This is a genomic window from Streptomyces sp. NPDC050528, assembly GCF_044457795.1.
Lineage (GTDB): Bacteria > Actinomycetota > Actinomycetes > Streptomycetales > Streptomycetaceae > Streptomyces.
In genome coordinates this window covers 1-15,340 of record NZ_JBITHH010000005.1, presented here as the reverse complement: position 1 = coordinate 15,340, position 15,340 = coordinate 1, and the positions used below count along the sequence as shown (strand labels likewise).

At 70.0% G+C, this 15,340-nt stretch carries 13 protein-coding genes; 9 read left to right on the top strand and 4 right to left on the bottom strand.

Annotation, left to right across the window (positions count from 1 at the left end):
* Nucleotides 1-12 precede the first annotated feature (12 nt).
* Nucleotides 13-462 (bottom strand): metallopeptidase family protein, encoded by a 450-nt coding sequence (locus ACIBK4_RS18335; protein ID WP_366436593.1) that lies wholly within the window; start codon nucleotides 460-462, stop codon nucleotides 13-15.
* 278 nt (nucleotides 463-740) lie between these two features.
* On the opposite strand from ACIBK4_RS18335, the gene ACIBK4_RS18330 reads away from it, so the two are divergent.
* The 6 genes from ACIBK4_RS18330 (at nucleotide 741) to ACIBK4_RS18305 (ending at nucleotide 6,732) form a co-directional block, all read left to right on the top strand.
* Nucleotides 741-1,166 (top strand): DUF3499 domain-containing protein, encoded by a 426-nt coding sequence (locus ACIBK4_RS18330; RefSeq protein WP_355925093.1) that lies wholly within the window; start codon nucleotides 741-743, stop codon nucleotides 1,164-1,166.
* Nucleotides 1,167-1,389: 223 nt separating this feature from the next.
* Nucleotides 1,390-2,754 carry a phosphomannomutase/phosphoglucomutase gene (locus ACIBK4_RS18325; RefSeq protein ID WP_398995796.1) on the top strand — a complete coding sequence of 455 codons (1,365 nt, stop codon included), beginning with the start codon at nucleotides 1,390-1,392 and terminating at the stop codon, nucleotides 2,752-2,754.
* 272 nt (nucleotides 2,755-3,026) lie between these two features.
* Nucleotides 3,027-3,197, top strand: coding sequence for a Trm112 family protein (locus tag ACIBK4_RS18320; RefSeq protein WP_019072213.1), 171 nt, complete (start codon nucleotides 3,027-3,029; stop codon nucleotides 3,195-3,197).
* A gap of 31 nt (nucleotides 3,198-3,228) precedes the next feature.
* The gene (locus ACIBK4_RS18315) at nucleotides 3,229-4,356 is read left to right on the top strand and encodes an SIS domain-containing protein (RefSeq protein ID WP_398995795.1); all 1,128 of its coding nucleotides are present in this window, start codon (nucleotides 3,229-3,231) and stop codon (nucleotides 4,354-4,356) included.
* Nucleotides 4,357-4,452: 96 nt separating this feature from the next.
* Nucleotides 4,453-5,604 (top strand): mannose-6-phosphate isomerase, class I, encoded by a 1,152-nt coding sequence (gene manA / locus ACIBK4_RS18310; RefSeq protein ID WP_398995794.1) that lies wholly within the window; start codon nucleotides 4,453-4,455, stop codon nucleotides 5,602-5,604.
* 147 nt (nucleotides 5,605-5,751) lie between these two features.
* Nucleotides 5,752-6,732, top strand: coding sequence for a cation diffusion facilitator family transporter (locus tag ACIBK4_RS18305; protein ID WP_398995793.1), 981 nt, complete (start codon nucleotides 5,752-5,754; stop codon nucleotides 6,730-6,732).
* Between the two features lie 61 nt (nucleotides 6,733-6,793).
* On the opposite strand, the gene lepB is transcribed toward ACIBK4_RS18305, so the two are convergent.
* Both lepB and ACIBK4_RS18295 read right to left on the bottom strand, forming a co-directional pair.
* The gene (lepB, locus tag ACIBK4_RS18300; protein WP_398995792.1) at nucleotides 6,794-7,474 is read right to left on the bottom strand and encodes a signal peptidase I; all 681 of its coding nucleotides are present in this window, start codon (nucleotides 7,472-7,474) and stop codon (nucleotides 6,794-6,796) included.
* A gap of 212 nt (nucleotides 7,475-7,686) precedes the next feature.
* Nucleotides 7,687-10,059 carry a fructose-specific PTS transporter subunit EIIC gene (locus ACIBK4_RS18295; RefSeq protein ID WP_398995791.1) on the bottom strand — a complete coding sequence of 791 codons (2,373 nt, stop codon included), beginning with the start codon at nucleotides 10,057-10,059 and terminating at the stop codon, nucleotides 7,687-7,689.
* A gap of 483 nt (nucleotides 10,060-10,542) precedes the next feature.
* On the opposite strand from ACIBK4_RS18295, the gene ahcY reads away from it, so the two are divergent.
* Both ahcY and ACIBK4_RS18285 read left to right on the top strand, forming a co-directional pair.
* Nucleotides 10,543-12,000 (top strand): adenosylhomocysteinase, encoded by a 1,458-nt coding sequence (gene ahcY, locus ACIBK4_RS18290; RefSeq protein ID WP_398995790.1) that lies wholly within the window; start codon nucleotides 10,543-10,545, stop codon nucleotides 11,998-12,000.
* Nucleotides 12,001-12,177: 177 nt separating this feature from the next.
* Nucleotides 12,178-12,792, top strand: coding sequence for a hypothetical protein (locus ACIBK4_RS18285; RefSeq protein WP_398995789.1), 615 nt, complete (start codon nucleotides 12,178-12,180; stop codon nucleotides 12,790-12,792).
* A 29-nt stretch (nucleotides 12,793-12,821) separates the two neighbouring features.
* On the opposite strand, the gene ACIBK4_RS18280 is transcribed toward ACIBK4_RS18285, so the two are convergent.
* Entirely contained in the window at nucleotides 12,822-13,814 is a 993-nt protein-coding gene (locus tag ACIBK4_RS18280) for an RDD family protein (RefSeq protein ID WP_398995788.1), read from the bottom strand.
* A 129-nt stretch (nucleotides 13,815-13,943) separates the two neighbouring features.
* Between ACIBK4_RS18280 and ACIBK4_RS18275 the strand changes: the two genes are divergently transcribed.
* Nucleotides 13,944-14,951, top strand: coding sequence for a stage II sporulation protein M (locus ACIBK4_RS18275; protein WP_398995787.1), 1,008 nt, complete (start codon nucleotides 13,944-13,946; stop codon nucleotides 14,949-14,951).
* Nucleotides 14,952-15,340 lie beyond the last annotated feature (389 nt).

The window sequence follows — 15,340 nt, the reverse complement described above, 5'->3', positions numbered from 1 at the left end:
CGGGGAGGGTGTTCAGTCCTCCCCGTAGCGCGGATCGACCGTCTCCGGGGTGAGCCCCAGGAGTTCGGCGACCTGCTCCACGACGATCTCGTGGACGAGGGCGGCCCGTTCGTCGCGCCCCTTCGTACGGATCTCGACCGGGCGCCGATAGATGACCACGCGCGCGGGCTGCCCCTCGCGGGCGGCGATCGTGCCCCCCAGGGGCACCGACTCGTCGTTCCAGCCCTCGCCCGCACCACCCAGTCGAGGGACTTCCAGGACGAGGAAATCGATCTCGGACAACTGCGGCCAGCGTCGCTCCAGGCGCTCCACGGAGTCCTGCACCAGATCGGCGAACGCCTCGGCGCGGCTCGCGGCGAGCGGAACCTGGGGCGGTGCGATCGGGCCGCGCATGCCCCGGCCGTGGCGATCGCGGCGGCGGGGCCCGGGGCCGGCGGCGGAGGGCGGTACGGGGGTGTCCATCACTGGTGAAGCGTAGTCCCCGCCGGGTCCGCCCGCCCGCCTCCACCCGCCGCCGGAGCTCCGCACGGCATGTCGCCGGATGACCATTCCGGCCAAGGTTGGGCTCGATTCCGTATGTCTCGAAGACCGTCCCTCTCAAGGCAATTGACGGTGTTTGTGCCGAGTGGTGACCGGGTTCGATCCCGTTCGAGATCTCGTGAGGGGGTGTTCGCGCAGGTCAGAGGCGTGTTGCCGGTGAGGTGTGTGGGGCGTTTCACAGCCCGACACGGTGGGGTGACCTGGGGGAGAGTCGTCGCGGCCCGCTCAAGAGTGCGGTACCGTCCAACGTCGTGAGCCCTGTACGTCGCTGTTCGCGCACCGCTTGCGGCCGCCCCGCCGTCGCGACGCTGACGTACGTCTACGCCGACTCGACCGCGGTCCTCGGCCCGCTCGCCACCTACGCCGAACCCCACTGCTACGACCTGTGCGCCGAGCACTCCGAGCGCCTCACCGCGCCCCGCGGCTGGGAAGTCGTCCGCCTCCTCGACAGCTCCGCTCCGGCCCGCCCGAGCGGCGACGACCTGGAGGCCCTCGCCAACGCCGTGCGCGAGGCGGCCCGCCCCCAGGAGCGCGCGGCAGGCGGCGGAGGCGGGGCCCGCACGGCGGACCCGATGGAGGTCGCACGCCGGGGTCACCTCCGGGTGCTGCGTTCACCGGACAACTGACAGCGTCCGCTGGCGAGTTCGTTCAACAATTCTTTCGTACGGTGCTGAGATCGTTCAACGATCCACTCGGCCCGCCCGCCCAACTCGCCGACATCGTCGCCTCCTTGGTGGATGCCGCCCTGAGCTGAGGTAACGGTGTGTGGACGGCTCGGTTGCCGCACGTCGCATGTCAGCCCTGGCGGGTAGTTTGGGGCGACCGATGGAACTTTCTGGAGGGTTGGCCGTGTCTGCTGATCTGTCGCAGCTCGTGAAGGCGTACGACGTACGGGGCGTCGTCCCGGACCAGTGGGACGAGTCGTTGGCCGAGCTGTTCGGAGCGGCCTTCGTCCAAGTGACCGGCGCGAGCGCGATCGTGACCGGGCACGACATGCGGCCCTCGTCCCCGGGCCTGTCCGCGGCCTTCGCGCGCGGGGCGGCGGCGCGCGGTGTCGACGTGACCGAGATCGGCCTGTGCTCCACGGACCAGCTGTACTACGCGTCGGGCGCGTTCGACCTCCCCGGCGCGATGTTCACGGCCTCGCACAACCCGGCGAAGTACAACGGCATCAAGATGTGCCGTGCGGGCGCGGCTCCCGTGGGCCAGGACACCGGCCTCGCCGAGATCCGCCAACTCGTCGAGTCCTGGCTGGACTCGGGCGCGCCGGAGGTCTCCGGACCGACGGGAACGATCACGCAACGGGACACGTTGAAGGACTACGCTGCGCACCTCCGCGGCCTCGTCGACCTGACCTCCATCCGCCCCCTGAAGGTCGTCGTCGACGCGGGCAACGGCATGGGCGGCCACACGGTCCCGACGGTGTTCGCCGGCCTGCCGCTCACCCTGGTCCCGATGTACTTCGAGCTGGACGGCACCTTCCCGAACCACGAGGCCAACCCCCTCGACCCGGCCAACATCGTCGACCTCCAGGCACGCGTCCGCGAGGAGGGCGCCGACCTGGGCATCGCGTTCGACGGAGACGCCGACCGCTGCTTCGTGGTCGACGAGAACGGCGACCCGGTCTCCCCGTCCGCGATCACCGCCTTGGTGGCCTCCCGCGAGCTGGCGAGGAACGGCGGCAAGGGCGTGATCATCCACAACCTGATCACGTCCTGGTCGGTCCCCGAGGTCGTCAAGGAGAACGGCGGCACGCCGGTCCGCACGCGCGTGGGCCACTCCTTCATCAAGGCCGAGATGGCGAAGGCCGGCGCGATCTTCGGCGGCGAGCACTCCGCGCACTACTACTTCAAGGACTTCTGGAACGCCGACACGGGCATGCTGGCCGCCCTCCACGTCCTCGCAGCCCTGGGCGGCCAGGACGGCCCCCTCTCCGCCCTCGTGGCCCAGTACGACCGCTACGTGGGCTCCGGCGAGATCAACTCCACGGTCGACGACCAGCAGGCCCGCCTCGCGGCGATCCGCACCGCCTACGAGAACCAGACCGACCTCACCCTCGACGACCTCGACGGCCTCACCGTCTCCTCCACCGACTGGTGGTTCAACGTCCGCCCCTCCAACACGGAACCGCTGCTGCGGCTCAACGCGGAGGCGCGGGACGAGGCGACGATGGGGAAGGTGCGGGACGAGGTGCTGGGGATCATCAGGGGTTGAGGGTTCTTCGGCTGACGGTGCTTGTGGGTGCCGGTCGGGACACACAACCCTTCCGGCGCTCGCCTGTGATTCCTGCTGATTCCGGCCGGCATCATCCAGCCCGTCCGGCGTTTGAGGGCGAGGCCGTTCAGGCCGAAAGGGGGTCTGGGGGCGCAGCCCCCAGGGACGTCGGCCCCAACTCCGGCAAGCCTCCTCAACCGGCGGTACCCTGACCAGGCACATCCGCCCAAGCGTCGCAGACAGTCGTAGACACCCCCTCGGAGGAACACCCCATGCCGCTCGAAGCCGGCCTCCTGGAGATCCTGGCCTGCCCGGCCTGCCACGCCCCCCTCAAGGAGCAGGACACCGAGCTGATCTGCACCGGCGAGGACTGCGGCCTGGCCTACCCCGTCCGGGACGGCATCCCCGTACTGCTCGTCGACGAGGCCCGCCACCCCGCGTAACCGACGACGACGCGTTCGGAGGCTGCCGCCCATGCTCGACGAATCGCTGCTCGACACCCCTGAGGCACTGGCCGAGGCCGACCGCCGAGCCCTGCTCCGCGGTGCCGCCGAAGCCGGCGCCCGGGTGCGCACCGCCGCCCGGCACGCCGCCGAGGCCGGCGTCCACGACCTGAAACCGGACGGCCGCCCCCGCGCCATCCTGATCGCGGGCCCCGGCGCCGCCGCCACCTGCGTCGCCGACCTGCTCGGCACCCTCGCCGGCGCCGCCAGCCCCGTCACCCGCCTCGCACCCACCGGCGTAGCCCCCGCGGCCGGCGCCCTGCGCTGGGAACTCCCGGGCTGGGCAGGCTCCGTGGACCTCCTGCTGATCACCACCCCGGACGGCACCGAACCCGGCCTGTCCCTCCTCGCCGAGCAGGCGTACCGCCGCGGCTGCACCGTCGTCGCCGTAGCACCGACCCGCAGCCCGCTCACCGAGGCGGTGGACGGCGCCCACGGCCTCTTCGTACCGATGGCGACCGCACCGTACGAGCACGACGAGCCCTTGGCCGCCTCCGCCCCCGGAGTCCTCTGGGCGCTGCTCACCCCGCTGCTCGCGATCCTGGACCGCACAGGCCTGCTCAGTGCGCCTCCGGAGGCCTTGGAGAAGGTCGCCGACCGGCTCGACCAGGTCGCCGAGCGCTGCGGGCCCGCCATCGCGACGTACAGCAATCCCGCGAAGACCCTCGCCTCCGAACTCGCCGACTCGCTCCCGGTGATCTGGACCGAGGGCACCTCGGCCGGTCCGGCGGGCCGTCGATTCGCCGCCGCGCTCGCGGAGTTGGCCGGTCGCCCCGCGCTCGTCTCCGAGCTGCCCGAGGCGCTCGCCGAGCACAACGCGCTGCTGGCCGGCCCGCTCGCCGCGAGCGCCGACCCCGACGACTTCTTCAGGGACCGCGTCGACGAGGCACCCGCGCTGCACGCACGCGTGGTGCTGCTCCGGGACCGTCCGATCGGCGGCCTCACCGCCGCGCCCACCGCCCGTGACCTGGCCCTCAGTCACGACACGCCGATCAGCGAGCTGGAGCCGGAGGAGGGCGGCGAGTTGGAGACCCTCGCCGAGCTGATCGCCATGACGGATTTCGCCGCCGTTTACCTGGCGCTCGCCTCGGGCGCCTGATCTTGTCGTCGAAGCCCTGAGCCGCCGTACACCGTCGTACGTGGCGCGAATCCACGTCGTACCCAAGTCGTACGCAGAGAGAACCGGTAGACCCGCATGGACCGCCTCGACAACACGATCCGCCCCTACGCCTGGGGTTCGACGACCGCCATCCCGAAGTTGCTCGGCGTCGAGCCCAGTGGCGAACCACAGGCGGAGATGTGGATGGGCGCCCACCCGGGCGCACCCTCACGTACCGCGCGCGGGACGCTCGTCGAGGTCATCGAGGCGTCTCCGGAGCGGGAGTTGGGCGACAAGGCGGTCGCGAAGTTCGGCCCCCGGCTGCCCTTCCTGCTGAAGATCCTCGCCGCCGGCGCCCCCCTCTCCCTCCAGGTGCACCCCAACTTGGCGCAGGCGAAGGAGGGTTACGCCGACGAGGAGCGCCGGGGCATCCCCGTGGACGCCCCGCACCGCAACTACAAGGACGCCAACCACAAGCCCGAACTGATCTGCGCGCTCACCGAGTTCGACGGCCTGTGCGGCTTCCGCGACCCGCTGCACGCCGCCGACCTGCTGGCCGGCCTGGGCGTCGACTCCCTGAAGCCGTACGTCGACCTCCTGCACGCGCACCCCGAGGAAGCCGCCCTGCGCGAGGTCCTCACGGCGATCCTCACCGCCGACCCCGAGGAGATGCGCCACACGGTCACCGCGGCGGCGACCGCCTGCACCCGCCTGGGCGGCGACTACGAGCCCTACGCAGACATCGCCCACCACTACCCGGGCGACCCGGGTGTCATCGCGGCCATGCTCCTCAACTACGTCCGACTCCAGCCCGGCGAGGCCCTGTTCCTCGGCGCCGGCATCCCGCACGCCTACCTCAACGGCCTCGGCGTCGAGATCATGGCCAACTCCGACAACGTCCTGCGCTGCGGCCTCACCCCCAAGCACGTCGACGTCCCCGAACTCCTGCGCGTCGTCCGCTTCGAGGCGAGCGACCCCGGAGTGCTGCGCCCCGAGGCGTCCCCCGACGGCGAGGAGGTCTACGAGACCCCCATCGACGAGTTCCGGCTGTCCCGGTACGTCCTCCCGGAGGGCACCGGCGCCCACGACCTCACCCTCGACACCCCGCAGATCCTGCTCTGCACGGCGGGTGCGGTGAAGGCGGGCGAGTTCGAACTGGCGCCCGGTCAGTCGATGTTCGTCCCGGCGGGAGACAAGGCCGAGGTGTCCGGCGCGGGCACGGTCTTCCGGGCCACTGTGATCGTATGACCGGGCCTGTGGATACCTGACGCGCCGTCGTCGGGCAGGGCTGCAAGAATGGCTCACCGGCAAAGGACGGGCAAAGACGGTCGGACGGCCCATCAGTGGGCAGACGTCCGGCGTAGACGTACGAAGGCGAAGGGACACCGCGAACACATGAGCGCGTCAGGCGGCACCAAGGCGATCGTGGCGGCACTCGGTGCCAACCTCGCGATCGCGGCATCGAAGTTCGTCGCGTTCGCCTTCAGCGGCTCGTCCTCGATGCTCGCCGAGGGCGTCCACTCCCTCGCCGACTCCGGCAACCAGGCCCTGCTCCTGATCGGCGGCAAGAAGGCCCAGCGCGAGGCCACCCCGCAACACCCCTTCGGCTACGGCCGCGAGCGGTACATCTACGCCTTCCTCGTCTCGATCGTCCTCTTCTCGGTCGGCGGCATGTTCGCCGTCTACGAGGGCTACGAGAAGATCAAGCACCCGCACGAACTGGAGCACTGGTACTGGCCGGTGGGCGTCCTGGTGTTCGCGATCATCGCCGAGGGCTTCTCGTTCCGTACGGCCATCAAGGAGTCGAACGAACTGCGCGGCGCGCACTCCTGGTCGCAGTTCATCCGCCGCGCCAAGGCCCCCGAGCTGCCGGTCGTCCTCCTGGAGGACTTCGGCGCGCTCATCGGTCTGGTCCTCGCCCTCGGCGGCGTCGGCATGGCCCTGCTCACCGGTGACGGCATCTGGGACGGCATCGGCACCCTCTGCATCGGCATCCTGCTCATCCTGATCGCCCTGGTCCTGGCAGCCGAGACCAAGTCCCTCCTGCTCGGCGAGTCCGCCGGCATCGAGGACGTCAAGAAGATCGAGGCTGCGATCGTCGACGGTCACACGGTCACCGGCATCATCCACATGCGCACGCTCCACCTCGGCCCCGAGGAACTGCTCGTCGCCGCCAAGATCGCCGTCCAGCACGACGACACGGCCACCGAGGTCGCCACGGCGATCAACGCCGCCGAGTCCCGCATCCGCGAAGCCGTCCCGATCGCCCGCGTGATCTACCTCGAACCCGACATCTACAGCGAGTCCGAAGCCACGAAGGGCGCGGACCGCGAGGCGACTCCGGGAGGCCCGGCCCAGCACCCCGCCGAACACTGACCCACTCCGCCGCTACGACAGCGGGGCCCGCCGAGACGTCCGACGAGCCCCGCGGCTCCAACTAGCCCTGCTGAACGGGCCACGGCGCCACCGGCACCGCCCGCTGCTGCCGCCGCCGTACGACGAACGCGGCGATCCCCAGGCCGATGCCGACCAGGACGAGCACGACCCCGCCGATGACGGCCGCCCCGAAGCCGGAGGCGACCGTACGGGCGTCGGTCACCCGGCCCCGGACGGCGGAGTCGGCCACCGTGCCGTCGTGGTCGCTCGCGAAGAAACGCGAGTCCATCGAGTTCGCGCGGTTGTCGCCGAGCAGGAACAGCCGCCCCTTCGGGACCGTCACGTCGTACGTCTTGTGCACACCATCGACATCGCCCTGCTTCACATAGGGCTCCGCCAGCGGCTTTCCGTTCACGGTGATCCGCGCGGCCGTGCCCGACCCCGTGCAGCACACCACACGGTCGCCGCCCACCCCGACGACCCGCTGCATCACGCTCGCGCTGAACCCGTAGCGGTCCGGCGCCGAGAACAGCACGACGTCACCGCGGTGCACCTCGCCGCCGCCGACCTGCTCGTAGATGATCCGGTCGCCCGGCTTGTACGTCGGTGCCATGCTCTGACTGCTGATGGTGGAACTGCCGTAGGAATTCCGCACGTACGCGAGCGCGCCCACCGTCAGCACCACCCCCAACAGCCCCACCACGACGGCCGCGACCCCAAGTCCCCGCCCCTTGCCCGACATCGTTTCCCTCCCCGTGCGGCACTTCCGCGGGGGCGAGGGTAGCGGGCGTCTGTGAACGGTCTGTGCGGGCCCGCGCCCCACGAGAGGCGCGGACCCGCACCGGCTGAGTCCCGTCCGCGGACCAGGCCGCAGGGAATCGGCGGGCCTGATCATCATCGCCGCAGACGGGCGCGTCAGGCCCCGCGTCTACGACAGGATCCGCCGGACAGGCCCTAACCGACCTCGCTCAACACCCCGAGCACGGCCGACTCATCACCGGCGGCCAGCAGCCGCTCCCGGAACCCGGCATCCATCAACTTCCGTGACAGCAGCGCCAGAATCCGCAGATGCTCATCACCGGCGGCCGCCTCCGGCACGGCGATCATGAACACCAGCCGGGCCTTCGTACCGTCCAGGGAACCCCACTCGACCCCCTCCACCGACCGCGCGAACCCGACGACCGGCGCACTCACCGCATCCGTCTTGGCATGCGGAATCGCGATCTCCTCCCCGAGCCCGGTCGTCCCCTGCGCCTCCCGCCGCAGCGCGGTCGCCACCAACTCCTCGACGTCCACGACCTTCCCGGTCCGCGCCAACAGCCCGGCCATCTCCCGGATCGCGGCCTCCTTGCCGTCAGCGTCGAGCCGCACCTTGACGGTCCGCTCGGTGAGGTAGCCGGAGAGGACTTCGGGGACACCATCAGGGAGAGTCTCCGGGGAAATTCCGGGGTGGGTCTCCGGGGCGGGGGAGTCGGAAGCGGAACCGGACTCGGAACGGGAATCGGCACCGGGGGCGCTTTCGGCGCCGGCCGAGCCAGAGTTGGCCGAGCGGACATCGGCCGAGTCGGCGCTGCCCAGGTCGGCCTTGCTCAAGTCACCGTTGGACAAGCCCGAGTTGGCCAAACCGGGGTCGAGCAAACCCGAGTCGGCCGAGTCATCGTCGACCGTGGCCCCAACGGCAGCCGCAGCCCCCGCACTTGACCTGCCCGACCCGCCCGTACCGATCACACCGTCCGCAGCCGCGCCCCCACGCGAAACCCCTTCCGCTACGACGACCCCGGCGCCCGGCACTCCGGACCCGGACCCAACCCCCGCCCCGACCAACGCAGGCGCGGATTCGCCCATGCCGACAACGTGCCCAGCAGACTCCCCGCGCCGCTTCCGTTCACTCACGTCGACCAGCGCGACCGTCGTCACCGCGGTGACCGTCGTACCGATGGCGACCGCGACGAAGAACATCGGTACGCCGCTCACCGCGCCCAGTACCGCCACGATCGGCCCGCCGTGCGGCACCGCGTCCTTCACCCCGGCGAGCCCGGCGACCGCACCGGCGACCGCGCCGCCCAGCATGTTGGCGGGGATGACCTGCGCGGGCCGTGCCGCCGCGAACGGGATCGCGCCCTCGGAGATGCCGAAGCAGCCCATGAACAGCGAGGCCAGACCGGTCTCCCGCTCCTGGTCGGTGTAGAGGCGTTGCCGTATCAACGTGGCCAGGCCCTGGCCGAGCGGCATCACCGGGATCGCGGCCGCGCACATGCCCATGACGGCCTGGTTGCCGGTCGCGATGAGCCCCGCGCCGAAGAGGAACGCCGTCTTGTTGACCGGCCCGCCCATGTCGAACGCGATCATCAGCCCCAGGATCGTGCCGAGCAGGATCGCACTGGTTCCGGTCATTCCGCCGAGCCAGCTGGTGAGGTGCTCGAACACCCAGGAGATCGGCTTCCCGATCACGTTGATGAAGAACAGCCCGAGCGCCGTCGTCGCCACGATCGGGATCACGATGATCGGCATGATCGGCTGGACGAACTTCGGGACCTGGACCTTCTTGATCCACAGCACCAGATACCCGGCGAGGAACCCGGTCACGATCGCCCCGATGAACCCGGCGCCCGCCTTCGAGTCGTACAGCGAACCGGTGTTGGCGATCCAGCCGCCGATCATGCCCGGCACGAGCGCGGGCCGGTCGCCGATCGCGTAGGCGATGTAGCCGGACAGGATCGGCACCATCAGCGTGAAACCGATCACGCCGATGTTGTTCACGTCCATCCAGAAGGAGCCCTTCGGGATGACCAGACCGCCCGAGGGGTCCGGGTGGCCGCCGAGCGACAGCGAGATCGCGATCAGCAGCCCGCCGACCACGACGAACGGGATCATGTAACTGACCCCGTTCATCAGCGCCTTGTACGCGACGCTCCGCTCCCGGCTGCCGGGCGGGGTGGCCGCCGCCGTCGTACCGGCCGCCGTGTGCACGGGCGCGGACCGCACCTGCTCGATCAGCCGCTCGGGATGCCGGATGCCCTCCGCGACCCCGACCATGAGGACCCGCTTGCCGACGAAACGGCTCAGGTCCACGTCCTTGTCTGCGGCGACGATGACGCCGTCCGCAGTGCTGACATCGTTGTCATCCAGGATGTTTTCAGCCCCGATGGAACCCTGCGTCTCCACCTTCATGTCGATGCCGCGGCTCTCGGCGGCCTGGGCGAGTTTCTCCGCCGCCATGTACGTGTGGGCGATGCCGGTCGGGCACGCGGTCACCGCGAGCAGCCTCAACCGCTGCGGCTCGCCGTCGCCGTGGCCCGTGGGGGGAGGGCCGGCCGTACTCGTCACGTCGTTCTCCTAACACCTTCGTCCAACACTTGCGTCGCGCGGAACGCCGTCCCGGACGTCCCGCGAGATCGATCAGAGGTTCCTGATCTCCGTGCATCCTGCAACATCGGACGCCCGACTCAAAGACGCGAAAGTCCCTGGTCGCCGTCGTCCGTTCCACTCCGCCCACTGCTCGTGGGGGTTCTGCTGCGGCTCCCCCGGAAACCCGATCCGACACCGGTCGACCCCGTGAGTTCGGCCGGATCCGTCCGGAGGTGGGCTGGGGGCGGCCGGGTTCACCGGTGTAGCTTGGGTGGGAGCCAGACGTCGCTGCTGATGGCGGTCGGGCGGTTCCTCCGCGGACCGGCCGAGGGAGAGAGGGCCTCCGACGGACTGCGCTGCGCGTACGCGGGCATTCCTGTGCCCTCCTTCGGGCACCCCTGTGTCCGCCGCCGCGCAGACCAGCCGTATCCACCAGGCCCCAACCCCGAGGAGCACCTCTCCATGACGACTGTCGACAACCGACAGGACTTCAAGGTCGCCGATCTCTCCCTGGCCGAGTTCGGCCGCAAGGAGATCACCCTCGCCGAGCACGAGATGCCCGGCCTGATGTCGATCCGCCGCGAGTTCGCCGCCAGCCAGCCGCTGGCCGGTGCCCGCATCATGGGCTCGCTGCACATGACCGTGCAGACCGCCGTCCTGATCGAGACCCTGGTCGCCCTGGGCGCCGAGGTCCGCTGGGTCTCCTGCAACATCTTCTCCACCCAGGACCACGCGGCCGCCGCCATCGCCGTCGGCCCGAACGGCACGCCCGAGAACCCCCAGGGCATCCCGGTCTTCGCCTGGAAGGGCGAGACCCTGGAGGAGTACTGGTGGTGCACGGAGCAGGCGCTGACCTGGCCGAACACCCCCACCGGCGGCCCGAACATGATCCTGGACGACGGCGGCGACGCCACGATGCTCGTCCACAAGGGCGTCGAGTACGAGAAGGACGGCAAGGTCCCCTCCCTCGACACCGCCGAGTCCGACGAGCACCGCGTCGTCCTCCAGGTCCTGCAGCGCACCATCTCCGAGGGCTCGCAGAAGTGGACCCAGCTCGCCTCGGAGATCCGCGGCGTGACCGAGGAGACCACGACCGGCGTGCACCGTCTCTACGAGATGCACCGCGACGGCACCCTCCTGTTCCCGGCGATCAACGTGAACGACGCCGTCACCAAGTCGAAGTTCGACAACAAGTACGGCTGCCGCCACTCCCTGATCGACGGCATCAACCGCGCCACCGACGTCCTCATCGGCGGCAAGACCGCGGTCGTCCTCGGCTACGGCGACGTGGGCAAGGGCTGCGCGGAGTCCCTGCGCGGACAGGGCGCCCGCGTGATCGTCACCGAGATCGACCCGATCTGCGCGCTGCAGGCGGCGATGGACGGCTACCAGGTCACGACGCTGGACGAGGTCGTCGACAAGGCCGACATCTTCGTCACCACGACCGGCAACAAGGACATCATCATGGCCGCGGACATGGCCAAGATGAAGCACCAGGCGATCGTCGGCAACATCGGTCACTTCGACAACGAGATCGACATGGCCGGCCTGGCGAAGATCCCGGGCATCGTCAAGGACGAGGTCAAGCCGCAGGTCCACACCTGGAAGTTCCCCGACGGCAAGGTCCTCATCGTGCTGTCCGAGGGCCGCCTGCTGAACCTGGGCAACGCCACCGGCCACCCCTCGTTCGTGATGTCCAACTCCTTCGCGGACCAGACCCTGGCCCAGATCGAGCTGTTCACCAAGCCCGAGGAGTACCCGACCGACGTCTACGTGCTGCCCAAGCACCTCGACGAGAAGGTCGCCCGCCTCCACCTGGACGCGCTCGGCGTGAAGCTGACCACGCTCAGCCCGGAGCAGGCGGCGTACATCGGCGTCGAGGTCGAGGGCCCGTACAAGTCGGACCACTACCGCTACTGATCCGGCGACCCCGCCGGCTGTGACCCCGCCCGCTGTGACCGCGTCCGTGCACTGACGCGGCCTCAGCGGCAGGTCCTCAGCAGCAGATCCTCCGAGGCAGGCCCCCGCACCCCCGTGCCGGGGGCCTGCCCCTTTGGCTCCATCGGCCGGACCGGCCCGTCAAGACCCAGGACCCCGATGCCCCGCGGCCGTTATTCGCTCCACGATCCGCACGATCACACCCCCCTCGCTGACGAACACTTCCACTGCGCCCCCGGCCCCTCCGGCTGGCGTTATGTCTCCCAACTCACCACCCCCTCGGGCGACCACAGCGGTTCCGTCGACCTCACGCTCGACGAACTCGGCCGCCCCATCCGGCTGGAACTCCACGCCGCGAGCTGGCAGGTGCGCGGCGCCGCTCTCGACGGCGTCACCTGGGTCCGCACCGACCCCACCGGCACCGATGCCGCCGAAGGCAACGTGCGCGCCCACGCCTTCACCGGCACCTCCCCCGCGTTCCTCATCGCCACCACCCGTCTCCTGCGCCTCACCCCTTCCTCCGCCGCGACCCGCGTCCGCCTGGTCAGCCTCACGGAACCGGTCCTCGCCCCCCGCACCGTGGACCAGTCCTGGGCTCTGCTGAAAAGAGAAACACACGGCACTGACAACGGCCCTCTGACCGTGGACGAATACCAGGTCACAGCCCTGGACACGGGCGAGCAGCACGCCGTGCACATCGCCGGCGACGTGGTCCTCGCGGCACCCGGCATCGAGTTGGAGGAGTTGGAGTCACCGCCGTCGGTCTTCGCCTGAGCGGCGGTGATCCCGGGCGGTCGCGGAGGTCAGGCGGGCGGCGCGAATCCCGTGGAGGGCCGGGGGGCGGCGGTCTGCGGCGCCGGGGGCTGGGGGCTGGGCGCGACCGGTTGGGCTCCCGCACCTGCGGCGGGAGCGGTCCAAGCCGGGGGAGCAGACGCGGGAACGGAACCGTACGGCTGCTGAGGAGCCGGCGACGGCTGGAACGCCGAGTTGCCGAAAGCGCCCGGCACACCCGCCGCAGGCCCGAGCCCGCCGCCCGCCATGCCCGCGCCGTTCCCGAAGGCCCGCCGAACATCCCGAGCCTGCCGCTCCTGCACCACCGCCGCCAGATACGCGGCCGGCGGAACCCCCTGCGGAGCCGGAGCCCCCGTACGCGCCACGAGGTCCGTCGCGAGCCGCTGAGCCATGGCCCAGCCGACCTGCGGATCCAACTGCTGCATCCGCGTCAGATACTGCCGGATCGCCAGCCACAGCCCGTCCGGAACGGCGGACAGATCAAGCTCGGCGAAACGTCCCGTCAACCACGGCGGCGGAGGCGGCACAAAGGCTGTCTGCCCGGCGGACACCCTTTCCCGTACGACCAGAGTGCCCGCGAACACATCTCCGAGCCGCCGACCGCGCGCCGAGACGAGCGAGGCGATACAGGCGACGACCCCGAAGGTCATCAGGATCTCGACCACACCGATCGCACCCCGCACGAGCGCGTGCCGGAACCGGATCGGCCCGCCGTCGTCCCGCACCACGCGCAGTCCGAACGCCAGCTTCCCGAGCGAACGCCCATGACTCAGGGTCTCCACCGCTATGGGCCCGCCCACCAGGATCAGCACAAAGGCCGCGATCGACATCGCGACCTGCGCCGCGACGTCCAACGAGGCGGTGGAAAACATCAGCGCCACGGTGACGCCGGTGTAAGCGGCGATGACCACGATCAGATCGAGCAACACCGCCAGTGCCCTGCTGGGCAGCCTCGCGGGGCGCAACTCCAACGCCACCGCCTCGCCCGTCACCAGCTCACTCACGCCTGCCGCCCTTCCCCTGCCCTGCCCCTGGAACAGCCAGTCTGCCAAGCTGAGGGCACATCGCGCCCCAGTACGACAAGCTGATCCCCGGACCAGTAGTCGACGAGCAGCCGAGGAGCAGGCAACCAGATGGACCTCGACGTCTTCGTCTCGGCCCACCGCGCCGAGTGGGACCGCCTCGACGCGTTGCTCCGCCGCCAGCGTCGCCTCAACGGTGCCGAGGCCGACGAACTCGTCGCGCTGTACCAGCGCACGGCGACCCACCTCTCCCTGATCCAGTCCAGCGCCCCGGACCCCCAGCTCACCGGTCGGCTCAGCCAACTCGTGGCACGCGCGCGTAGTGCGGTGACAGGAACCCGTCGTGCCTCCTGGCGCGATGTCACACGCTTCCTGGGACAGAGTTTTCCGGCGGCGGTGTACAGAGCACGCCACTGGTGGGTCCCGACCGCGCTGTTGTCGACGGCGATCGGGATCCTCCTGGGCTGGTGGATAGGCACCCACCCCGAGGTGCAGTCCTCCATCGCGGCCCCGAGCCAACTGCGCCAACTCACCCGCCCCGGCGGCGAATACGAGACCTACTACTCCAGCCACCCGGCGGCGGCCTTCGCGGCACAGGTCTGGACGAACAACGCCAAGGCCGCCGCGATGTGCCTGGTCCTGGGCGTCTTCCTGGGCCTGCCGGTCCTCTGGATCCTCTTCGAGAACATGCTCAACCTGGGCGTCGGCATCGGCCTGATGTCGTCGGCCGGCCGGCTCGACACATTCCTCGGCCTGATCCTCCCGCACGGCCTGCTCGAACTCACGGCGGTCTTCGTAGCCGCCGGCACGGGGCTGCGCCTCGGCTGGACCCTCATCGACCCGGGCCCACGCTCGCGCCGCACAGCCCTGGCCGAAGAAGGCCGAGCAGCCGTGGGCATGGCGATCGGCCTTGCCCTGGTCCTGTTCGTCTCCGGCGCCATCGAAGGCTTCGTCACCCCGTCGGGCCTCCCCACGTGGGCCCGCATCGGCATTGGCATCCTCGCGGAAGGGGCCTTCCTGACGTACGTCTACGTCCTGGGCGGTCGCGCCGTACGCGCCGGTGAGACGGGCGACGTCGAGGCGGCAGAGCGCAGCTCCTCCGTCCCGACAGCCGCCTGATGTGCGGGCACTCCCGCTGAGCTGCTAGTCTCCTCTTCGCCCCACAGGAGCCGTTGACACGGACCGATCGGGGAGGTAGATTCGAACAGTTGCCTAGAACTGGATCTGATCCGGTCGGCGACAGTGAGTGTCTGTCTGCTTCTGGAAACATCGATGGAAACCTCGATTTCAAAGAAGCCACACTCCCGATGAATTCGGAAAAGAGCGGCCGGTAAGTCCGGCCCCGAACTTCTGATAAAGTCGGAACCGCCGGAAAGGGAAACGCGGAAGCGGAAACCTGGAAAGCGCCGAGGAAATCGGGACCGGAAACGGTCTGATAGAGTCGGAAACGCAAGACCGAAGGGAAAAGCCCGGAGGAAAGCCCGAGAGGGTGAGTACAAAGGAAGCGT